A 21918-nucleotide genomic window follows, 5' to 3' on the forward strand; every position below is an offset into this window, starting at 1 on the left:
AATGATCGCGCGCTCTTCAACGCTGAGTTCGGAATAGGACATAGGGGCAGCACCGTACCGGAAAGGTCAGGTGTTGCACTCAGTTTTCGCGGCCGCCCAATCATTTTCCCGGTTTTTTTGCTGTTATCCGTGGTTGGGACCGTTTGCGCAGCGTTATAGGTCATTGTGCCTTTACGGTCGTAGTCCACTACCCGGGTTCCTACGATTACCGACAGATCATCGGTCGGTTTAAGGCGTAATGCCGCGTAGGCCGCTGATTCCTTGGTCTTGTACTTCTGCTTCAAGCCCTGGCTCAGGTCCGTGGGGCGCGGTGCGTCATTGTTCCAGTGCTCGTAGTTGACGGTCAGGTCGTCAGCATTCATGGCCAGATAATCAGTGCGCCGGTCACTGACGTTTACCCCCACCACCAGTTCATGGCTGCGCCCCAACAATTCAAACGGCCCGGTGGCATAAGCGTCCAGCGTATCGGTGTTGATCTCGAAGATTTTGCTCCCGCTCATAAACTGTGCTTCACCGGTGGCCTTGTCCGGGAACGGGCCCCAGCCCACCAGGTTGCCCTGCAACTGTTCGGTATTGCCCTTCCAGTGGCTGGCCTCAACCTTGAGCAGCCAGTCGTTGTCAAAACGCTGCTCTACCCCGGCGAAGTATTTGGTGCTTTCACTGTCGGCATAGGCCCATTTGGCGGCAGGATTCATCGAGCGCTTAAAGTGGGTGCGGCTGCCATCGCTGTAATACAGCGGCAACTGACCAAAGCTGGAACCGTTGGAATTGATCCGCTGATAATCGATACCGGCATAAGCGGTAGTGTCGTCGCTCAGATCTGCTTCGCCGATACCGTAGAACACGTCCTTGGTCGAGGAGTAGCTATCGATAAAGGAACGGCCATCTTCACGGGCGGCGACGACACGGCCGCGCAGAGCGCCGTTTTCAGTCAGCGGGCCGGACAAATCCAGTTCGCTGCGGTAGCGGTCCCATGACCCGCCACTGCCCGACACATAGCCCTGAAACTCTTTGGTCGGGCGCTTGCGCACCAGATTTACCGCACCCGAGGGGCTACCCACACCGCTCATCAGGCCGGTTGCACCGCGGACCACTTCAACCCGATCGTAAATGGCCATGTCACGCATGCCCAAGCCGTTGGTGTTGGTGGTGAAGTCCGAGGTCGGGACGCCGTCGTACTGAAAATTGTCGAGGGTGAAACCCCGCGAGTAGAAGTTGTAGCGCTCACTGTCGTCATGCACCACGGTGATGCCGGGAGTTTGCCCCAACACCTGGGCGATGCTACCCAGACCCTGGTCGGTCATCTGCTGACGGGTTATGACGGTGACCGATTGCGGCGTTTCGCGCAGGGAAAGAGGCAGTTTGGTCGCCGTACTGGTTTCACCCGTGGTGTAGGAATGGCTGCCCTCTGTGGTGCCGCCCAGTGCCAGCCCCGTGACACTGGTGGCCTGCAATTGCAATTGCCCGTCGCCAGCACTGGAGGTCAGCAGATAGAGGGTCCAGACCCCGCTGGCGCCTTCCGTGGCCGTCAAGCCGCTGCCCTTGAGCAGTTGTTGCAAGCCCTGGGCGACGTCAAACCGGCCCTTGAGTGCTGATGCCTGCTTGTTTTTCACCAGGTCCGGGTTGTAAGGCAGGGAGATATTGGCCTGCTGGGCAAAGCGATTCAATGACTCTTCCAGCGAGCTGGCAGGCACGTCGAAGCTGCGCTGGGCACTAACGGCTGCCGCGCTGACCAGGGACAAGGGTTGCGCCGCGGCCAGTATTGCGCCACTTAGCAAGGCGGTGTGTAAGGCGATGGCCAGGCGGCTGCGAGAAGGCAATAACGGATTGCGAAAAACACGGGACATTGGCGGGGGGCTCCTGCACTAAATAAGTCTTATGCCTATTTGTCGAAGGGCAGCCGAAAACCCGCAAAGAAATTTGATAATTATTCGTATTTGCAACCAACAAAGGATCTAAGCCGCCACAATCCGTGTCCATAACCCTGTTCTGCGCTGGATTCGCACCGGCAGCGACTGGCTCAGGCCCTCCAGCGCATGATCAATGCGGTCGAGTTGAAACACGCCGGAAACCCGCAGCTCACTGACTGCCGGATCACACTGCAGCCAGCCGTGACGATAGCGCGACAGCTCTTGCGCCAAGTCTTGCAAACGCATCTGCCGGGCCATCAGCACGCCACTGGCCCAACCATTGGCAATAAAAGTGGATGCAGACTGCGGTTGCGCAGAACCGGCGTCGATCAGATATTCACTACCCGCCTGCACCCGCACCGGGCGACCTTGGGGCAGGTGAATTGCAACGACGCCCTCCTCGACCATCAACCGGGTACGCCCCGACTCCTGACGAACATCGAACGCGGTACCAATAGCCTGCAAACGTGCTTCACGGGTATGCACCCAAAAAGGCCGACGCCCGCTTGTCGCAGCCGAGTCCTGCCCCGTGCGAATAAATATCTCGCCATCGCGCAACACAACCAGCCGCTGTTGCCCGGTGAACAGCACATCAGCAGCACTGTCGGTATTGAGCTGCAAGCGTGTGCCATCAAGCAGGTTGAAGGCGCGCCGTTCGCCCACCCGGGTCACATAGTCGGCAGCAAAACTGCGCCACGGCTGTTGCTGCAACGCCAGAGCGCCCGCCCCCGCGCCGAGCATGCCCAAACCCAGTACCTTGAGGGCCTGACGCCGGGAACGCAGGCGAGCACTGCCGGCCAGGGTGTCCAGCGCCACGCGAGCGGGCAGCACCGAGGCCTGGCGCAGCGTAGTCTCGGTCATTTGCAAGGCTTGCCACGCCGCTTCGTGAGCGGGATCAGCGGCGCGCCATTGCTCGCAGGCAGCAAATACCTGCGGCTCAGCCGCTCCGGATTGGGTTTTGACCAGCCAGTCAATCGCCTGATCCAGTACCTGAGGAGCAAACTCAGCCTGCATTGAGCCCCCGCTCACAAGGCGTGACGCGCCAGAAAACAATGGCGAATGGCCGTGGCCATGTACTTTTCCACCGAGCTCACACTTACCCCCAGCCGCTCGGCAATAGCCTGATAACCAAGCCCCTCAAGGCGTGAGAGCAAAAAGGCAGTCCGCACATTGGGTTTAAGGCCATCGAGCAGCGCATCAATTCGGGTCAGGGTTTCGAGGAGAATCAATCGCTCCTCGGGGGCGGGCATATCCTGTTCGGGCAAATGCGCAATGGCCAGAAGGTACGCCTGCTCCACCTTCTGGCGACGAAAGCGATCAATCAACAAGCCTTTGGCAATGCTGCTCAGCCAGGCCCGTGGTTCGCGCAAATACGCCACCTGCTCCGGCTTGCCCAATACATACACGAAGGTGTCCTGGGCCAGGTCCGCTGCATTGTCGGTATCGCGCAGGCGCCTGCGCAGCCAGTTCACCAGCCAACCGTGATGATCGCTGTAAAGGCTGTGTACGTCGGTATGCAGCAATGCAGAGTTCGGCGGGGATGGCGACACGGGAACCCTCGGGACGTGCGCTCACGCACACTGCGAATAGGAATGGGTCGCAATCATATTCGCAGTACTGCCCAGACTCAAGCCTCGGCCGGCTTGGGCGGGTCAATCAGCGCAGTGTCGCCGCACAGAACGGCGGCGACAGGGGCATGCATCAAGGGATCAGCGAGTACACCAGCGAGGAAATCGCGATCAGGCCTACCACCGTGACGAACACGTTGGAGATCTGCCCCGAATACTGGCGCATGGCCGGAACCCGGCGGATCGCGTACATCGGCATCAGGAACAGGATGGCGGCAATCACCGGGCCACCCATGGTTTCGATCATGCCCAGAATGCTCGGATTCAGCGTGGCCACGGCCCAGCACACCACCAGCATAAATGCGCCCGTCATACGATCGAGGGCTTTTGCGCCGGGGCGCTTGCCGGTTTTCAGTACCAGACCTTTAAGGCCTTCGCTGGCGCCGATGTAATGGCCCAGGAAGGATTTGGCGATGGCCACAAATGCAATCAGCGGCGCGGCAAAGGCAATGGTCGGGTTGCTGAAGTGGTTGGCCAGGTAGGACAGGATCGACAGGTTCTGCGCCTTGGCTTCGGCCAGTTGCTCAGGGGACAACGTGAGCACGCAACTGAACACGAAGAACAGCACCATGACCACCATCAACAGGTGGGCGCGGGAGAGGATCTGCGAGCTGCGCTCATCGGCATTGTTGCCGTAACGACGCTTTTGATCCACGGCGAACGCCGAGATGATCGGTGAATGGTTAAAGGAGAACACCATCACCGGAATCGCCAGCCACAGGGTGTGCAGCAAGGCAGAAGGCGCAGGCAGCGTGGTCGCGGTGCTGAGGATGCCGCCGTTCCAGTGCGGGATCAGAAACACCGCCAAAAACAGCAAGGCGACGATAAACGGGTAGACCATCATGCTCATGGCCTTGACGATCACCTGTTCGCCGCAACGCACCACGATCAGCAAGCCCAGGATCAGCACCAGCGACAGGATGGCCCGAGGTGGCGGGGTGATATGCAGCTGGTTAAGCATAAAGCTGCCGACCGTGTTGGTCAGCGCTACGCTGTAGATCAACAAGATCGGGAAGATGGCCAGGAAGTACAGCAGCGTGATGACAGCACCGGCGCGCAGACCGAAATGTTCTTCAACCACGTCAGTGATATCTGAGCCTTCACGACCGGAGAGGACAAAGCGGGTCAGGCCTCGGTGGGCGTAAAAGGTCATCGGAAACGCGAGCAGCGCTAGAATCAATAGCGGCCAAAAGCCGCCAAGCCCTGCGTTGATCGGCAAAAACAAAGTACCTGCGCCAATCGCTGTGCCAAACAGGCCCAACATCCAGGTGGTGTCATGACGGTTCCAGCGACTGAGGGTCGCGGGTGTCTCGTCGAAGCGTTCGTCGACGCTGTTAGCCTGGTCATTCATCCGGTCGAATCTCCGCTAGCCGGTCGTTACCACGCAGCCGGAGCGGACAAGAAACACCTTGCTGACATCGCCCCGGCCATAAGAGGGGCGCGATTGTCCGGGATTAGACATAAGAAGCAAAGGTTTAGCTGAGCAATGGTCGAAAATGATGTCACGCTCCAAAGCAAGACTTCGACACCTGCTGATACAATCTTACCGTCCAAACCTCGCCCAAAAGGCCCGATATCCATGCACTTTGCTCGCCGTTTTCCCGCTTTTGTCGGCTTATGCCTGCTTGCTGCGTTACCTGTGGCCAACGCCGAGGGACTGATGATTACCTGGCCCGGCGGCTGGGAAGTTCAGGCCGTGCCCCCTGCCCCGGACGACAGCAGCGTGCGCCAGCGGGCGGTGAAGAACGATGCCAATGGTGATCCGCAGATGGTCATGGAGCTGACCCAGTCGAGCCTGGCGCCCGAGCACAAGGTCAATATGGAAGCGGTGTTGCTGCAAATGCGCAAAACCCTGCAGCAGAATTTCGCCAAAGGCGGTTACCAGAGCGCCTGCAACAAGATCCACAGCAGCACCCTGGGCGGGCTGGACGCGCTGCAGACCACGTGCAAGATCACCCAGAACGGCAACCACGTGATCACCCAGACGCTGGTGGCCGCTACCCAGGGCAACAGCGCTTACGCCCTTTCCTACGCAGGCCCGGCTGATGGCTACAAAGCCAACGAGGCTGAGGTCAACGGGATTCGCGCCAGCCTGCGACTGGGGCAGTAACCGGACAACCCTACCCTCTGTGGGAGCGGGCTTGCTGGCGATGGCATCACCGCGATCCGCCTGATTTACCGAGCCGCCTGCATCGCGAGCAAGCCCGCTCCCACAGGTTCGGAGTCGCTCAGGGGATCAGCACCACTTTGGCGCACGCACCTTGATTGACTTGTGCATAGCTGGCCAGACCGTCCGCCAGGGCCGCTTCCTGAAAACCGCTCGGTGCAGGCAGCAAGCCTTGATCAAAGTACTGGCCAAACTGATCAAGCATCTGCGCACATTCGCCGCAGCTATAAAGCAGCGAGTTGACCCCCACCAGTGACCCGCCCTTGCGGTACAGGGCCAGCGCAGGCAAATGCACATGGCCGTCCTGCGGCGCAGCAATAAAGGCGATTCGGCCAAAAGTACGCAACGCCGGAACTGCCGCGGGCAGCCAGTGGCCAGTAGTGTCGAAAATCACTTCAGCGCCGCCCGCAAATACCCCATTCACCTGTGATGCCAACTCTTGAGGGTTCTCCAGCACCAGCACCTCAATGCCCTGCGCCAACAGAACCTGCGCCTGCTCGATACGACGCACCGCCGCCAGCACCCGCGCGCCAAGCACTTTCGCCAATGCAATAGCCGCCGTGCCTACCGCTCCATTGGCACCGATCACCAGTAAACGGGTATCCGCGCCTACACCACTGCGCTGCAGGGCATCCCACGCCGTGGTGAATGGCACGCCGAGGCTGGCCGCCTGTTCAAAGCTCAGTGACTTGGGCTTTAGCGCAACGCCGTCAATCGGCAAGGCCAGATAGCCCGCGTGGGAACCGTCCCGATAGAACCCCAGTTCCTTGCCCGTCCCCCACACTTCCTGCCCCACCAGTTCCTGTGGGCCATCCACAATCACCCCGGCAAAATCTCGACCGGGGATACGGGGCAAGGTGGTGTAGGGAAAACGGCCGAGAACATTTTTCACATCGCTGGGGTTCAAGCCAGCAGCCCTGACCTGCACCAGCACTTCATCGGCACCGGGGGTCGGTAACGGCAGCTCAACCAGGCTGAGTGCAGCCAGATCACCGGTTTGGGAAAATTGCAGTGCTTTCATGTGCGGCCCTCTGGACACTTTAGAGATGCCCCAGTCTATGGCCGACAAGTGCGGGATTTCTGCCAATGCCTTCTGCCTGTCGGCCAACTTCAGATTTCCGCGACCTGACCTGACGCATACAAAGAAGGACTCACACCCAACTCGCGTCGGAACATATCGCTGAAACTGCTGGGCGAATAACCCAGCGAGCGGGAGATCTGGCTGACCGACGCGCCCTGGATCAACTCGGCTGCAGCAGTTGCCAGTTGCACCTGCCGCCGCCACTGGGCAAAGCCCATGCCCAACTCACCCTGAAACAGCCGTGCCAGGGTACGCACACTGGCTCCGGCGTTCTCGGCATGCTGCTCAAAGGCGATATCCAGCGACGGACTGGCCATCACCGACTGGCACAGGTTGAGCAGGCGCCGGTCCGGGGTATCGGGCATCGGCACCTTGAGCTGGGTTCGGCGGGCCCGCTGCAACTCCAGCAGGGTCAGATTGAGCAGCGCCTCGGTGTAGGCTGCTTGCCCGTCGGCCTGCTCCACCAGTCTGATAATCAGCTCCCTGAGCAAGCGACCGACTTCAATCACCTGCACCCGGTTGTCCAGGGTGCTGGCCAGCTTGGGTGGCAAGTAGATATTACGCATCTGCAAATCCGACACCACGCGGATCCCGTGGGGCACCTGCGGCGGCAACCACACTGCCCGTTGCGGCGGCACGGCCAGGGCTTCGTCCGGGGTATCGACCCACATCACGCCGCTGCTTGCGTATAACAACTGGCCCCACTCATGCTGATGCGGCTCGATATACAGGCCTCGAGGATAGGTACGCGCCAGAGGTTGAACCCTTACGGCGGTATCAGAAAAATCGGGTGGAGTGGCAAGAGCCATATGCGGTACACATCAGAAAAGTAAGCGGTCAGGACAGAAGCTATAGTGCCTTGATTCCACTCAAAGCGCCCCAACCTGACAGATTTGTCATTTTCCCATCAGTTGCCTGACAGTCACTGTGGTTCAGGCTGACGCTTTTTTTGTACAGAGGATCACGATGAAAACTCCATTGCGCCTGGTCGCACTTTCGGCACTGCTGCTGACCTCCATGGCTCAAGCGGCTGAACAACTGACCATTGATGTGCACCGCGATGCCAACTGTGGCTGCTGCAAAGCCTGGATTTCCCACCTTGAAACCAATGGCTTCAAGGTCAATGACCATGTAGAAGACGATATGAGCAGCGTGAAACAGCGCCTCGGCGTCCAGCCGCGCCTGGCTTCGTGCCATACCGGGGTGATCAACGGCAAATTTGTTGAAGGCCATGTGCCGGCCGAGCAAGTGGTGGCCCTGACCCAACGAAACGACCTTAAAGGCATCGCCGTGCCAGGTATGCCAATGGGCTCTCCGGGGATGGAAATGGGCGACCGCAAAGATGCCTATCAGGTGATCGGACTGGGCAACGACGGTAAAGACCAAGTGATTGCCGAATATCCCGGCACCTGATTTTTGGCTGGTGAGCGCACCGCAATGGTGCACTCACCCCATTTCCTGAAGGCCTGTGGCGCATTAAAGCCGGTATAGCCCGGAGTCGATGCCAACATTGAAATACCCCTGACACAGATCATGTGTTAGATAATTTCTTACAACAAATAAGCTTTCGTCCTACAAATTTACCTATTCCCAACTAGCACCTTGAACTATCTCTCCTACACTCAACGCTGTCGCGTCTACGGCGTGTAATCGTCGTATTTGAATAAACGAATCTTCTGCGCCCGTGATAGGTCGATTTCAGACAAGGTCGCCGCTATTGGTGCATTCCTTGCAGTGCCTTTTTCATCTTTTGAGCATTTACGCCAGGGATGACATGGCCGATCAGCAAGTGGGGACGTACCGGCCGGGTGGCCGTTAGGGGATCAATAAATACAACGGGAGAGATTCATGATCAGTGCTGCTGCGCCACATCAAGAACAACGTCTGGCCCCACAAGTTGCGAAAGAGCTGATTTCGCTATCAGATCTGGCCCCTGCAGGGAGGCCCGCGCTGGCGGTGATCAATGCCAATCCCAATAAAAAGAAGGTGCTGTTCGTCACCTCCGAGCTGGCCGACCTGGTAAAAACCGGCGGCCTGGGGGATGTGTCGGCCGCACTGCCACGGGCCATGCGCCACCTGCATGATGTACGGGTACTGATCCCCGGCTACCCGCAAGTGCTCAATAGCGACAACCCGATCCATATCATCGGTGAACTCGGCGGCCATGCTGCCCTGCCCGCCTGCAAGATCGGTCGCATGGACTTGAAGGACGGGCTGGTCATCTATGTGCTGATATGCCCCGAACTTTATGAGCGTGAGGGCACCCCCTACGGCGCCAATAATGGCCGTGACTGGCCCGACAACCATATCCGCTTCGCCCGCCTGGGCCTGGCCGCGGCGGATATTGCCGCCAACCTGGCGCAAATCCACTGGCAGCCCGACCTGGTCCACGCCCACGACTGGCCTGCCGGACTGGCCCCCGCCTATATGCACTGGCGCGGTCAACGTACGCCAACGCTGTTTACCATCCATAACCTGGCCTACCAGGGCGTATTCAGCCGCGCCTGCTGCCCCGAGCTGGGCATTCCGCACCATGCCCTGCAACAGGACGGCATGGAGTTCTACGGCAAGCTGTCGTTTCTCAAGGCCGGCATGGCGTACGCCAGCCATATCACCACGGTCAGCGCCACCTACGCCGCCGAAATCACCACCCCGGCCTTTGGCTGCGGGCTTGATGGCTTTTTGGCCAGTAAAACCCAGCAAGGGCTGCTTAGCGGCATCCCCAATGGCATCGATGAAAGCTGGGAAGCCACCACCGACCCGCATTTGGTGGCGCCTTTCGGCATCGGTGACTGGGATGCCCGCGCCGTCAACACCGCGCATGTGCGCAACCTGTTCGGCCTCAAGCCGTCCAAAGGGCCATTGTTTGCCGTGGTATCGCGCCTGGTTTACCAAAAGGGCCTGGATCTGACCGAGGCGGTGGCGGCCTTTATCGTCGCGTCGGGCGGGCAGATTTGCATCATCGGTCGCGGCGAGCCCGAAGAAGAGCAAGCCATGCGTGAACTTGCCTTGCGCTTCCCGGGTCAGATCGGTGTGCGCATCGGTTTCAATGAAACCGATGCGCGGCGCATGTTCGCCGGCAGCGACTTTTTGCTGATGCCCTCGCGCTACGAGCCCTGCGGTTTGAGCCAGATGTATGCACAACGCTTCGGCTCGTTGCCGGTAGCGCGCAACACCGGCGGCCTGGCTGACACCATCGAGAATGGCGTGACCGGGTTTCTGTTCGACGAATCCACCGTGGCCAGCTATGAAGAAGCACTCCAGCGCGCCTTCAAGGTGTTCAGCTACCCCAAACTGTTCAATGCCATGCGCTGCCGCGCAATGGCCGCTCCATTCAACTGGTGCAAGGCCGTAGAACCCTATGCCGAGCTGTATGAGCAACTGGTTGCCAGGTCATTGCTTCGCGCGGTGAAGCCATGAACCCTGCCAACTGCGGATCTGCCTGACGTTCGATCATTTATCGCCATCAAGGGAACCGCCAATGAGTGAAGCGCAACTAGAAGTACTCGCCGGCCGAGCCGGGTTGGCCGTTGACTGGATTGATGCCAACGGCCAGCCGCAACGCGTCACGCCTGCGGTGCTGGAAGCCATTCTGGCGGGGCTGGGCTTGCCTGCCGACAGCGCTGAGGCTATCGAAACCAGCCTGCTCAACCTGCAACTGGAGCAACAGAACAAACGTCTGCCACCCTTGCTGACGGCAGACGTGGGCAAGTCCCTGGACCTGTCGCGTTATTTCCAGCCCCACAGCCAGTGTGTCGTGCATCTGGAGAACGGTGCTTCGCTGTCGATCCAGCTGGATGCCGACGCCATGCTGCCGGGCATGATCCCCATTGGCTATCACCGGGTGCATCTGGACGACCAGCAATTCACCCTGGCCGTGGCCCCGACCAAGTGTTTCAGCATTGGCGATGCCCTGCATCAATCGGCACCACGGGCCTGGGGACTGAGCGTGCAGTTGTACTCGCTGCGGCGCCACGGCGATGGCGGCTTTGGTGATACCCGGGCACTGCAAACCCTGCTGCAAGCGGTCGGTGAGCGCGGTGCCGATGCTCTGGCGATCAGCCCTTTGCACGCCATGTTCAGCAGCGCGCCCAGGCACTACAGCCCGTATTCACCGTCCAGCCGTTTATTCCTCAACAGCCTGTATGCCGCACCCGCCACCATCCTCGGCGAGGAAGCGCTGAACAGGGCCATTGATGCCACGGGCCTGCAGGACGAACTGCAGCGCCTGGAGCAACTGCCCCTGATCGACTGGCCCGCCGCCACCCAGGCCAAGCAGGCACTGCTGCGCCAGTTGTACAAGGACTTTACCCGGGAAGAGCACCCCCTGGATGCCGACTTCCAGAGTTTTCGTCAGCGGGGGGGCGAAGCCCTGGAAAACCACTGCCGCTTTGAAGCCCTGCAAGAAGCCTGTGTGGCCGAGCAACACAGCCTCGACTGGCGTGACTGGCCCGAGCAATGGCGCAACCCGGACAGCCCGGCGCTGCTGCAGTTTGCCGAGGAGCATCAACAGGTCATCGGCTATTACGCCTTTTGCCAATGGCTGATCGCCAGCTGCCTGGACCGCGCCCAGGCCACCGCCCGCGCCAGCGGCATGGCCATCGGCCTGGTTGCCGATCTGGCGGTGGGCGCCGATGGTGCGGGCAGCCAGGCCTGGTGCCGCCAGGACGAACTGCTGGCGCAACTGACCGTAGGCGCCCCGCCCGATCAGCTCAACCGCGCAGGCCAGGGTTGGGGGATTTCCGCATTCTCACCAGAAGGCCTCAAACGCAGCGGCTTTCGCGCCTTTATTGAAATGTTGCGCGCCAACTTTGCCCACGCCGGCGGCTTGCGCATCGACCATGTGCTGGGCTTGCAGCGCTTGTGGGTGATCCCCCTCGGCGCGTCGCCCGACGAAGGCGCCTATCTGTACTACCCCATCGATGACCTGCTGCGCCTGGTCTGCCTCGAGTCCGTGCGCCATCAGGCCATTGTCCTGGGTGAAGACCTCGGCACAGTGCCGGAAGGCCTGCGCGAAAAACTCAGCGAGCGGGCGATCCTGGGCATCCGCGTGCTGCTGTTCGAGCAGGACTATGGCGCCCGCTTCAAACCCATTTTGGACTGGCCTGATTATGCGCTGGCCACCACCAGCACCCACGACCTGCCGACCCTTACTGGCTGGCTGCACGGGCGCGATATCGACTGGAACGAGCGCCTCAATCTGATCGACCCGGTTGCCGCGCAACGCTGGCGCGAGGAGCGTCAGCGCGAATGTGAAGGGCTGGACCGGGCCTTGCGCCTGGACCCGCAGAATTTTCAGGAAGAAGCCCAGGGCAACGCCCCGACGCTGGACGCCAGTATCCGCTTTCTGGGGCACACCCGTGCGCCATTGGTGCTGCTGCCGATCGAGGATGCTCTGGGGCTTGAGGAGCAAGCCAATTTGCCTGGTACCGTCAGCGGCCACCCCAACTGGTGCCGACGACTGCCGGGCGATTGCAGCACGTTGCTGGACGCAATCGATGCAACGCAACGCTTCGAACTGCTGGCCTGCGCCCGCCAGCAAGCCCACGAACGAGACCGCTGAATCACCCATGAGCAAGGAGCATCACCATGAGTAATGACGACAAACACATTCGTGAATTTGCCTATCAGATCTGGGAATCTGAGGGACGTCCGGAAGGCCAGGAGGCACGCCATTGGGACATGGCACACAAACTGGCCCAGGCACAGGCCCTGGCCCCCTCAAAAGCCGCACCACGGGCAGCCAAGGCCAAGGCTGCGGCAAAACCTGCTGCCGAGAAAAAGCCCCGGGCACCGCGCAAACCTGCTTAGTCTGGAAGCACTCCCCCTCCCCTGTGGGAGCGGGCTTGCCCGCGATTGGAGCAACCCGGCCAACCTGATGTACCGAGGTGTCCGAATCGCAGGCAAGCCAGCGCCCACAGGCCCTACATGCCTAAAAAACCGGTTGCGCAGGAGCAGGTCATGAGTAAACACACGTCAAAAGCGCCCACCGGTGATCCCTTGCGTATACGCGAAGGGCTGCCCTTCCCCCTGGGCGCCACCTGGGATGGCCTGGGCGTTAACTTCGCGCTGTTTTCGGCCAACGCCACCAAAGTCGAACTGTGCCTGTTCGACGCGGCTGGCGAAGTGGAACTGGAACGGATCGAGCTACCCGAATATACCGACGAAACCTTCCACGGCTACCTGCCTGACGCCCACCCGGGGCAGGTCTACGGTTATCGCGTCTATGGCCCCTACGAGCCGGAAAACGGCCACCGCTTCAACCACCACAAATTACTGATCGATCCCTATGCCAAGCAATTGGTGGGAGAACTCAAATGGTCCGAAGCGCTGTTTGGCTACACCATCGGTCACCCGGATGCCGACCTGAGTTTTGATGAACGTGACAGTGCACCGTTTGTACCCAAGTGCAAGGTCATCGACCCGGCGCACACCTGGGGCCAGGATCGCCGAGTGAGCGTGCCCTGGGAGCGCACCATCTTTTATGAGGCCCATGTGCGCGGCATCAGCATGCGCCACCCGGCCGTGCCGGAAGCGGTAAGGGGCACCTTTGCCGGTTTGATGGTCGATGAGGTGGTCGAGCACATGACCGACCTGGGCGTCACCAGCGTCGAGCTGCTGCCGGTGCATGCCTTCGTCAACGACCAGCACCTGCTGCAAAAAGGCATGACCAACTACTGGGGTTACAACAGCATTGCCTTTTTCGCCCCGGACCCGCGCTATCTGGCCAGCGGCAAAATTGCCGAGTTCAAGGAAATGGTCGCGCACCTGCACAAGGCCGGGCTGGAGGTGATACTGGATGTGGTCTACAACCACACCGCCGAAGGCAACGAGCAAGGCCCCACCCTGTCCATGCGCGGCATCGATAACGCCTCGTACTATCGACTGATGCCCGACGACAAGCGCTTCTATATCAACGATTCCGGTACCGGTAATACCCTGGACTTGAGCCACCCCTGCGTATTGCAGATGGTCACCGACTCGCTGCGTTACTGGGCCAGGGAAATGCATGTCGACGGCTTCCGCTTCGACCTGGCGACCATTCTGGGCCGTTACCACGATGGTTTTAACGAACGCCACAGTTTTCTCGTGGCCTGCCGCCAGGACCCGCTGTTGCGCCGCGTGAAGATGATCGCCGAGCCCTGGGACTGCGGCCCCGGCGGCTATCAGGTTGGCGGCTTCCCGCCCGGCTGGGCCGAGTGGAACGACCGTTTTCGCGACACCGTGCGCGCCTTCTGGAAAGGCGACGAAGGCAAGCTGGCCGAATTTGCCGGGCGCATGACCGGCTCGGCCGATATGTTCAACCACCGCGGACGCAGGCCCTATAGCTCGGTCAATTTTATTACCGCCCATGACGGCTTCACCCTGCACGATCTGGTGTCCTACAACGACAAGCACAACGAAGCCAACGAGGAGAACAACGAGGACGGCAGCAACAATAATATTTCCTGGAACCACGGGGTCGAAGGCCCTACCGACGACCCCGAAATCAATGCCTTGCGCCAGCGTCAGATGCGCAACTTAATGGCCACCCTGTTTCTGGCCCAGGGCACACCGATGCTGGTGGCCGGCGACGAATTCGCCCGTACCCAGCACGGCAACAACAATGCCTATTGCCAGGACAGCGAAATCGGCTGGATCAACTGGGACCTGGACAAGTCTGGCAAATCCCTGCTGGCGTTCGTCAAACGCCTGATCAAACTACGCATGCAGTACCCCATCCTGCGCCGCGCCCTGTTTCTGGAGGGTCACTCCAGCGAAGTGCCCGGGGTCAAGGACGTCACCTGGCTGACTGCCGATGGCAGCGAGATGACCACCGAGCAATGGCAGGACGCTCAGGCCCGTTGCCTGGGCATGCTGCTTGATGGTCGCGCGCAAGTGTCCGGAGTGCAGCGCGCCGGGTCTGATGCCACGCTACTGATCGTGGTCAACGCCAACCATGACGGCATCAATTTCAACCTGCCCAAAGTCCCCCATGGCATCAGTTGGTCATGCAAGCTAGACACCACCGACCCGAGCATCAAAGGCCCGCAGCACCTGCCGTTCAACAAACCTTACGAAGTCACCGGGCGCTCGCTGGTGCTGTTTGAGCTGCAACATACCGAGGTGTCGTAAAACCATTGATAAACATCAAGTGCATCCCCATAAAAAGCGGCAAGCTGCACACTTGAGCTGCCGCTCTGAACTGCCACTGACAGAGGAGTGACCATGCCCACTAAGGATATTGTCGGCAACACACTTTTATCTGCCGCCACGGTATCAGCGCCTGCTGTACATCAAATGAAGGTGCTGACGGTCAATACGCACAAGGGATTCACGGTTTTCAATCGGCGCTTTATCCTCCCCGAACTGCGCGAAGCGGTGCGCAGTACCGGGGCCGATCTGGTGTTCTTGCAGGAAGTGCTCGGCGAGCACGACAAACACGCGTCGCGCTACGAGGACTGGCCCGCCACCTCGCAGTACGAATTCCTCGCTGACAGCATGTGGACTGATTTTGCCTACGGCCGTAACGCGGTTTACCCGGATGGCCATCACGGTAATGCGTTGCTGTCGAAGTACCCGATCAAATCCTCGCGCAATCTGGATGTGTCCATTACCGGGCCTGAGCGGCGCGGCCTGCTGCACTGCGTGCTGGATGTGCCGGGGCATGACAATGTGCATGCGATTTGCGTGCATTTGAGCCTGCTGGAGAGTCATCGCCAGCTACAGATTGTATTGCTTAACCAGTTGCTCAAATCCTTGCCGCCCCATGAGCCGGTAATCATTGCCGGGGACTTTAATGACTGGAAGCAGCAAGGCAACGCCGCCCTGCGCCAGCGCGACGATCTGCATGAGGTGTTTGAGCGCCATCATGGGCAAGTGGCCAAGACCTACCCGGCGCGCTGGCCGCTGTTGCGCCTGGACCGCATCTACTTGCGCAATGCCAGCAGCCACGATCCAAAGATCCTCGGCAACAAGCCGTGGACGCATTTATCCGATCATTTGCCGTTGGCAGTTGAGGTGCATCTGTAGACCTCAGACACTCTGCCACCACCCTCCCGTGGGAGCGGGCTTGCTCGCGATGCAGACGGCGCAATGTTTCGGTTGAACCGCGTCGATGCTATCGCGAGCAAGCCCGCTCCCACTTAAGGTTTGGTGCCCAAAAGGGCTTACACCGGCCGCAAGATCAACACCCCCAACGGCGGCAGATTCAAGGCCAGCGACGAATCCTGGCCATGGCTCGGCAACTCATCGGTCATCACCCCGCCGCCATTGCCATAATCAGAACCGGCATAGATCGCCGAATCACTGTTGATCACTTCCTGCCAGGTCCCGGCAAACGGCACACCGATGCGATACCCCGCACGCGGCACCGGGGTAAAATTGGTCACCACCAACAATGGCGAACCGTCCTTGCTCCAGCGCAGCCAGGCATAAACGCTGTTGGCAGCATCATCGCCAATCAACCACTGGAACCCTTGCGACACGTCATCCTGCTCATACAACGCAGGTTGCTCGCGATACAGCCGGTTCAAATCCCCGACCAGCTTCTGCACCCCCCTGTGCTCGGGGTATTGCAGCAAATACCAGTCCAGTTGCTGATCGTGGTTCCACTCGCGCCACTGCCCGAATTCGCAGCCCATAAACAGCAATTTCTTGCCCGGGTGCGCCCACATAAAACTCAGGTAAGCCCGCAGATTGGCGAATTTTTGCCAACGGTCACCGGGCATCTTGTCAATCAGCGAGTGCTTGCCGTGTACCACCTCATCGTGGGAAATCGGCAGGATAAAACGCTCGGTCCATGCGTACACCAGGCCAAAGCTCAACTCGTTGTGATGGTGAGCGCGGTACACCGGATCCTGCTGGATATAGTGCAGCGAGTCATGCATCCAGCCCATGTTCCACTTGTAGGAAAAACCCAGGCCGCCCTGATCGGTGCTCTGGCTCACACCCGGCCAGGCCGTGGACTCTTCGGCAATCACCAGTGCACCTGGCACTTCATGAGCCACTACATCGTTGAGGTGGCGCAAGAACTCGATGGCTTCGAGGTTTTCCCGGCCGCCAAAACGGTTGGGCACCCATTCCCCGGATTTGCGCGAATAATCGCGGTACAACATGGACGCCACCGCATCGACCCGCAGCCCGTCAATATGGAAGTGCTTGAGCCAGTGCAGGGCCGAAGCCAGCATAAAGCCGTGAACTTCAGTACGGCCCAGGTTGTAAATCAGCGTATTCCAGTCCTGATGAAAGCCTTCCAGCGGGTTGGCATATTCGTACAAGGCCGTGCCATCAAACTGCGCCAGCCCGTGAGTATCGTTGGGAAAATGCGCCGGCACCCAGTCCAGAATCACGCCGATACCGGCCATATGGCAGGCATTGACGAATGCAGCGAATTCATCGGGCGAGCCATAGCGGGCAGTCGGGGCAAATTGCGACAAGGGCTGATAGCCCCACGAACCACCGAACGGGTGTTCCATAATCGGCATCAGCTCGATATGGGTAAAGCCCAGTTGCTGCACATAAGGAATCAGCCGGTCCGCCAGCTCAAGCCAGCTGTACTGGCGTGCGATATCCCCGACATCATCCACCTCGCATTGCCACGACCCCACATGCAGCTCATAGATCGACAGCGGCGCATCATGGCGCTGCAACTGCTCGCGGGCTTGCATCCAGTCACCGTCCTGCCAGTCGATGGCCAGAGGCGATGCCACCCTCGACGCGGTATCGGGTGGCAACTGGGTGGCCAGGGCCACAGGGTCAGCCTTGAGCGGCAAGATCCCGTGGGCGCCGAGGATTTCATACTTGTACGCCTCACCCGCTTGCAGGCGCGGCACAAACAACTCCCATACACCGTTGGCATGGCGCAGGCGCATGGGGTGGCGACGGCCATCCCAGCCATTGAAATCACCGACCACCGACACCCGCCGCGCATTCGGCGCCCACACCGCAAAGCGCACCCCAGGCACACCATCGACCTCGGTCAATTGCGCGCCAAAACAGCTGCTCAGATCGCGGTGGTTGCCTTCGGCAAACAGATACAGATCCATTTCACCCAGCAACGGGCCGAAACTGTAGGGATCTTCGCTGGTCTGTACCGTGTTGCCCCAGTCAACCTGCAACAGATATGCACGGGCCTGGGGGAAATGCCCCACATAAAGGCCGGGCACCTGTGAATCATCAAGTCGACCCAGTACCTCGCCACTATCACGGGCGATCACATTGACATTCACCGCGCCGGGTAAAAACGCCCGGATATATTGCCCGCCCTCGCCATCCCCATGGGGCCCCAGTACTGAAAACGGATCAGGATGCTCAGCTCGCGTCAGCGCCTCGATATCCGCAATGTCGGGTAACAATGAATCTTTCCCTTTACCCGTTTTCTTGCTCGAATCCATGCTGCTCTCCATCCGGTAAAGGTTACGCATGACCCTGCACGCGTTTAAGCCATCGCCTTGAGCTATGTCCTGCAACTCACAGACAGAGCAAAGCCTAGCTGCTGTCAGACAATCTGTATCCTTTGATGACCATCCTGTGACGTATGACAAACACTTGGGGCAGATGACTGCACATTGCACTGTTTTCGCACACTAACAGGGCAATATGTTGCTTTGAGGTCACCCTGACACCCGGGCAGAGGGTTGATGGGGGTTACTGCTGGGTTCAATGCAAAACGCGTGCACATTTTGTGCGAAGGCTCACACACGTGATCCACAGGCCGTACGTATTCCCCAAAGCATGGAAGAGCAGAAAAGCACATAGGTCTGAAAAAAAGCGACCGCTACCACTTGTCGTTTTCTCTAGGCTCTGTACGAAAAGTAATGTCGTAAACATCGCATGGCGCAGGCCAGCGAGACCATCGCCGCATAACTTTTCGCGAGTTTGTCGAAGCGTGTAACGATGCGGCGGTTCTCCTTCAGCCAGCCAAACAACACGCCATTGGCGAGGGAATCAGCGAGCAACTTGAAATCGTCCCGATGCAGATACGGGTGATCAAACACGTCCGTAAAGTCTACGGTTGCCGCGACTGCGAGAGTGCACCGGTCACTGCGGACAAACCGGCTCAGGTGATTGAAAAAAGCATGGCCAGCCCGAGCGTTCTGGCGATGCTGCTGACCATCAAATATGTGGACGGTTTGCCGCTTCACCGCTTTGAAAAAGTACTGGACCGCCACGGCATTGATATGCCTCGCCAGACCTTGGCACGCTGGGTTATCCAGTGCGGTGAGCACTTCCAGCCGCTGCTGAATTTAATGCGCGATAGCCTGTTGGCCAGTCGTGTCATCCACTGCGATGAAACGCGGGTACAAGTGTTGAAAGAGCCTGACCGCGAGCCAAGCAGCCAGTCGGGGGTGTTGGTGCAAACCGGTGGCCCACCGGATAAGCCGGTCATCCTTTTTGACTACCCCACCAGCCGAGCGCAGGAGGTGCATACGCGCCTGCTCGATGGCTATCGTGGCTACGTCATGACCGATGATTATGCCGGTTACAACGCACTGGGCGCGCAAGCTGGAGTTGAGCGTTTAGGATGCTGGGCCCATGCGCGTCGCAAATTCGTTGAAGCACAGAAAGTGCAGCCCAAAGGTAAAACGGGGCGTGCGGATATCGCGCTGAATCTGATCAACAAGCTTTACGGCATCGAACGCGACCTAAAAGCTTGCGGCAACGCTGAACGCAAGATCGGTCGTCACAAACAAAGCCTGCCGATACTGGCTCAGTTGAAAAACTGGATCGAAAAGACGCAGCCACAGGTCGCCGCTCAGAATGCTCTGGGCAAAGCCATCAGTTACCTGGCAAGCAACTGGAATAAGCTTGGCGGTACGTCGAGGAAGGCTACCTGCCGCTCGGTAGAGTCGGGATGTGGCGCGGTGGCTTGCGCTCCGTTTCCACACCCCGCTCGTCAAACCGGACGTGCGCTACTAACGCATCCGGCTTTCGTCCGAGATCGATATGCCTTCGCACTCGACACATCGGCCATTCGCACAGGCAACTGATGCAGGCCTAGCTTTCCATATAGAAATGCATCCGGGTATAGACGGTACCCAGAGCGGCCTCGCCGCTTATACTTCTTGACCAACCAGCGTCGGATACGGCGCTCAGTGTAACGTTGCAGGATTCGATAGTGCTTGAGCACAGGCCCTTGATCGAAGTAGCCAGCCCAGCCTCGGAGGATCGAGTTGAGTTCGGCTATCCGGTGCTCTACCGCATCCCACGTCATGCTGATCGCTGTTTCGTCATGGATTTTCCCAATAATCGACTTCATCGCTCCTTTCGAAGGTTGAGTGCCGATATAGGTTTTCCCATGACGATCGTATTGCCTGCCCAGGTTGTACCCCAGAAAGTCGAGTGACTGTTCCGGGAGTTTCACCAGCGCCGTTTTCTCGTCGTTGACCGTCAGCCCCAGCCGCGCCATCAAACCACTCATCAGCACCATTGCCTGCTCTCCACTGCCGGGACGGCAGCAGATCACCATGTCGTCCGCGTAATTCACAATCCTTGCATGCAGACGCTTGGCGTAGCCAAATTTTTCCCAGGCCAGAATGAAGCGCCTGAAGTACACATTGGCCAACAGCGGCGAAATCACCGATCCTTGGGCGCTGCCGCGGTGCGTGTGCTTGGCTTCGTTGGTGCGTCGAGGCTTTCCGTCAATGCGTTCGATAACGGCCACCTCAAGCCATTGCTTGATCAGCCGCAATACCCTGCCATCCGAGATACGCCGGGCCAGACATTTCATCAAAGGCCCGTGTGGAATGGTATTGAAATAGTCACGAAGATCCGTATCGACAACGTCTCTCAATCCAACTCTCGCGGTGTAGTGGTGCACCTGCCTCACAGCTTCCTTGGCATCTCGACGAGGTCTGAAGCCATACTGCGATGGCTGCATGTCCGCTTCGAAAATCGCTTGGAGTGTGAGATTGACGGCCATCTGAACAACGCGGTCTCGAATGCAAGGAATTCCCAAGGAACGAAGTTTGCCGTTCTTTTTGGGAATCCATACCCGCCGCAGGGGCTGAGGGCGATATCCACCCGACCTCAGCTCCTCGCGTAGCTGAGCCAGCCACTCCATAGGCCCCATGCTTTCAATGTCTTCGAATCGCTGACCATCTACACCGTGGCTGCCTCGATTTGCGCGGCAACGTTGGTAGGCGATGACCAATACGTCGATTCGATAGACTTTGTCCCACAGGCTGTAGAAGCGAAAGTCTGGCTCTGTCTTAGCTTTCACATACAGGGCACGCTGTAGTTTCCGAACGCGATTTCTCACCTGGGTTAGTAGGCTTGGAGCCAATCCCATCGTTCTTACCACTTTGTACTCCTCTCTTGGACCAGGGCTCCTTTCCTACTCCGGCATTACCCGGCCTCAACGGTACTACGAGCCCATCCGCCACCTGTCCGAGCCAGCGCCATCCCTCACGGGCGCACTGTTTGTATGGCCGTGTCTAACGGTCACTTCACCCTGGCAGGCTTCCCCTGTTTCGTATGAGTTCTCTTCTGTACATGCTGTCACCACTACCCCGGCGGCAGTGCCAAGTTCGTCTGACGCTCGATCCCTTAGCACTATCAACCTTCCCCGTTATTATGGCGGGTCGGCTACCGCAAGGCATTTTCGGGACCTGCTCGGTGTTCGCTGCGCGCTACGGCCTGCACAGTCACTGACTTCCTAAAGAAGCCTTTTCTTCAGATACTTCAGCCCATTCGTTGCCTCCTGAACTGCTCCAAAGTGCTTCCGGCCGGAGCGACAGTAGCCGGGTGGGATTCGCACCCACTGAACTCATACGCCTTGTCAGGGCGTACACAACAACGCCGCTGAACGGGCGATCCGCCCCTTCGTGATCGGAAGAAAGAACTGGCTGTTTAGCGACATACCCAAGGGCGCGACGGCCAGTGCTCAACTTTACAGCCTGGTCGAGACTGCCAAAGCCAACGGCCAAGAGCCCTATGCGTGGCTGCGCCACGCACTCGAACGCCTACCAACGGCGACATCAGTTGAAGACTACGAAGCCTTGCTGCCGTGGAACTGCTCGCCCGCATCGCCTAGCTGAGCGCGCCACCCATCTTGAGCTCGGTGGGGTTTATGGAGCGCTTACAGTTGATCTCGCTTCCTTCGGTTATGAAACGCGGATCCATGAAAACTGGGCACAGCGTATTGAGTGA

At 59.1% G+C, this 21918-nt stretch carries 15 protein-coding genes and 3 pseudogenes; 9 read left to right on the plus strand and 9 right to left on the minus strand.

From position 1 onward, the window contains the following. From ACZRMH_RS19540 to ACZRMH_RS19555, 4 genes are all read right to left on the minus strand, one after another. Positions 1–1847: TonB-dependent receptor domain-containing protein (locus ACZRMH_RS19540; protein WP_464014829.1), on the minus strand; the 1847-nt coding region annotated here is incomplete at its 3' end. A 108-nt stretch (positions 1848–1955) separates the two neighbouring features. Continuing rightward, on the minus strand, positions 1956–2924 hold the full coding sequence (locus tag ACZRMH_RS19545) for a FecR domain-containing protein (RefSeq protein WP_464014830.1): 969 nt from the start codon (positions 2922–2924) through the stop codon (positions 1956–1958). An 11-nt stretch (positions 2925–2935) separates the two neighbouring features. Next, positions 2936–3460, minus strand: a complete 525-nt coding sequence (locus ACZRMH_RS19550) for a sigma-70 family RNA polymerase sigma factor (RefSeq protein ID WP_464014831.1) — start codon at positions 3458–3460, stop codon at positions 2936–2938. A gap of 151 nt (positions 3461–3611) precedes the next feature. Next, positions 3612–4889 (minus strand): serine/threonine transporter, encoded by a 1278-nt coding sequence (locus ACZRMH_RS19555; protein ID WP_464014832.1) that lies wholly within the window; start codon positions 4887–4889, stop codon positions 3612–3614. 228 nt (positions 4890–5117) lie between these two features. On the opposite strand from ACZRMH_RS19555, the gene ACZRMH_RS19560 reads away from it, so the two are divergent. After that, positions 5118–5648 (plus strand): DUF4946 domain-containing protein, encoded by a 531-nt coding sequence (locus ACZRMH_RS19560; protein WP_464014833.1) that lies wholly within the window; start codon positions 5118–5120, stop codon positions 5646–5648. A gap of 118 nt (positions 5649–5766) precedes the next feature. Here ACZRMH_RS19560 and ACZRMH_RS19565 read toward each other — a convergent pair whose 3' ends face one another. Both ACZRMH_RS19565 and ACZRMH_RS19570 read right to left on the minus strand, forming a co-directional pair. Next, on the minus strand, positions 5767–6726 hold the full coding sequence (locus tag ACZRMH_RS19565) for a quinone oxidoreductase family protein (RefSeq protein ID WP_464014834.1): 960 nt from the start codon (positions 6724–6726) through the stop codon (positions 5767–5769). 89 nt (positions 6727–6815) lie between these two features. Continuing rightward, positions 6816–7595, minus strand: a complete 780-nt coding sequence (locus ACZRMH_RS19570) for an AraC family transcriptional regulator (RefSeq protein WP_464014835.1) — start codon at positions 7593–7595, stop codon at positions 6816–6818. Between the two features lie 157 nt (positions 7596–7752). Between ACZRMH_RS19570 and ACZRMH_RS19575 the strand changes: the two genes are divergently transcribed. The 6 genes from ACZRMH_RS19575 (at position 7753) to ACZRMH_RS19600 (ending at position 15798) form a co-directional block, all read left to right on the plus strand. Then, the gene (locus tag ACZRMH_RS19575; RefSeq protein ID WP_464014836.1) at positions 7753–8199 is read left to right on the plus strand and encodes a DUF411 domain-containing protein; all 447 of its coding nucleotides are present in this window, start codon (positions 7753–7755) and stop codon (positions 8197–8199) included. Positions 8200–8634: 435 nt separating this feature from the next. Beyond that, positions 8635–10206 (plus strand): glycogen synthase GlgA, encoded by a 1572-nt coding sequence (gene glgA / locus ACZRMH_RS19580; protein WP_464014837.1) that lies wholly within the window; start codon positions 8635–8637, stop codon positions 10204–10206. A gap of 61 nt (positions 10207–10267) precedes the next feature. Further along, a complete protein-coding gene (malQ, locus tag ACZRMH_RS19585; RefSeq protein ID WP_464014838.1) occupies positions 10268–12349 on the plus strand; it encodes a 4-alpha-glucanotransferase in 2082 nt (693 codons plus the stop codon). Positions 12350–12375: 26 nt separating this feature from the next. Beyond that, positions 12376–12597, plus strand: a complete 222-nt coding sequence (locus ACZRMH_RS19590) for a DUF2934 domain-containing protein (RefSeq protein ID WP_464014839.1) — start codon at positions 12376–12378, stop codon at positions 12595–12597. Positions 12598–12747: 150 nt separating this feature from the next. Beyond that, positions 12748–14901, plus strand: a complete 2154-nt coding sequence (gene glgX / locus ACZRMH_RS19595; RefSeq protein ID WP_464014840.1) for a glycogen debranching protein GlgX — start codon at positions 12748–12750, stop codon at positions 14899–14901. Positions 14902–14994: 93 nt separating this feature from the next. After that, positions 14995–15798 (plus strand): endonuclease/exonuclease/phosphatase family protein, encoded by an 804-nt coding sequence (locus ACZRMH_RS19600; protein ID WP_464014841.1) that lies wholly within the window; start codon positions 14995–14997, stop codon positions 15796–15798. A 137-nt stretch (positions 15799–15935) separates the two neighbouring features. Here the strand turns inward: ACZRMH_RS19600 and glgB are convergent, their stop codons facing one another. Together glgB and ACZRMH_RS19610 are read right to left on the minus strand one after the other, a co-directional pair. Further along, the gene (gene glgB, locus ACZRMH_RS19605) at positions 15936–18161 is read right to left on the minus strand and encodes a 1,4-alpha-glucan branching protein GlgB (RefSeq protein ID WP_464014842.1); all 2226 of its coding nucleotides are present in this window, start codon (positions 18159–18161) and stop codon (positions 15936–15938) included. 402 nt (positions 18162–18563) lie between these two features. Continuing rightward, positions 18564–18695, minus strand: a pseudogene (locus ACZRMH_RS19610) (IS5/IS1182 family transposase); the annotation flags it as partial. On the opposite strand from ACZRMH_RS19610, the pseudogene tnpC reads away from it, so the two are divergent. Beyond that, positions 18690–19609 (plus strand): annotated as a pseudogene (gene tnpC, locus ACZRMH_RS19615) (IS66 family transposase); the annotation flags it as partial. The pseudogenes ACZRMH_RS19610 and tnpC sit on opposite strands and share 6 nt — an antisense overlap. A gap of 54 nt (positions 19610–19663) precedes the next feature. Here the strand turns inward: tnpC and ltrA are convergent. Then, positions 19664–20989, minus strand: coding sequence for a group II intron reverse transcriptase/maturase (gene ltrA / locus ACZRMH_RS19620; RefSeq protein WP_464014843.1), 1326 nt, complete (start codon positions 20987–20989; stop codon positions 19664–19666). A gap of 565 nt (positions 20990–21554) precedes the next feature. On the opposite strand from ltrA, the pseudogene ACZRMH_RS19625 reads away from it, so the two are divergent. Further along, positions 21555–21806 (plus strand): annotated as a pseudogene (locus ACZRMH_RS19625) (transposase domain-containing protein); the annotation flags it as partial. Positions 21807–21918 lie beyond the last annotated feature (112 nt).

It is taken from the genome of Pseudomonas sp. B414, from assembly GCF_055408445.1.

Bases quoted from the DNA above. Each gene is read 5' to 3' on its own strand.
- ACZRMH_RS19545 (WP_464014830.1), bottom strand. From the start codon at position 2,924: ATGCAGGCTGAGTTTGCTCCTCAGGTACTGGATCAGGCGATTGACTGG.
- ACZRMH_RS19555 (WP_464014832.1), bottom strand. From the start codon at position 4,889: ATGAATGACCAGGCTAACAGCGTCGACGAACGCTTCGACGAGACACCC.
- ACZRMH_RS19560 (WP_464014833.1), top strand. From the start codon at position 5,118: ATGCACTTTGCTCGCCGTTTTCCCGCTTTTGTCGGCTTATGCCTGCTT.
- ACZRMH_RS19565 (WP_464014834.1), bottom strand. From the start codon at position 6,726: ATGAAAGCACTGCAATTTTCCCAAACCGGTGATCTGGCTGCACTCAGC.
- ACZRMH_RS19570 (WP_464014835.1), bottom strand. From the start codon at position 7,595: ATGGCTCTTGCCACTCCACCCGATTTTTCTGATACCGCCGTAAGGGTT.
- ACZRMH_RS19575 (WP_464014836.1), top strand. From the start codon at position 7,753: ATGAAAACTCCATTGCGCCTGGTCGCACTTTCGGCACTGCTGCTGACC.
- glgA (WP_464014837.1), top strand. From the start codon at position 8,635: ATGATCAGTGCTGCTGCGCCACATCAAGAACAACGTCTGGCCCCACAA.
- malQ (WP_464014838.1), top strand. From the start codon at position 10,268: ATGAGTGAAGCGCAACTAGAAGTACTCGCCGGCCGAGCCGGGTTGGCC.
- ACZRMH_RS19590 (WP_464014839.1), top strand. From the start codon at position 12,376: ATGAGTAATGACGACAAACACATTCGTGAATTTGCCTATCAGATCTGG.
- glgX (WP_464014840.1), top strand. From the start codon at position 12,748: ATGAGTAAACACACGTCAAAAGCGCCCACCGGTGATCCCTTGCGTATA.
- ACZRMH_RS19600 (WP_464014841.1), top strand. From the start codon at position 14,995: ATGCCCACTAAGGATATTGTCGGCAACACACTTTTATCTGCCGCCACG.
- glgB (WP_464014842.1), bottom strand. From the start codon at position 18,161: ATGGATTCGAGCAAGAAAACGGGTAAAGGGAAAGATTCATTGTTACCC.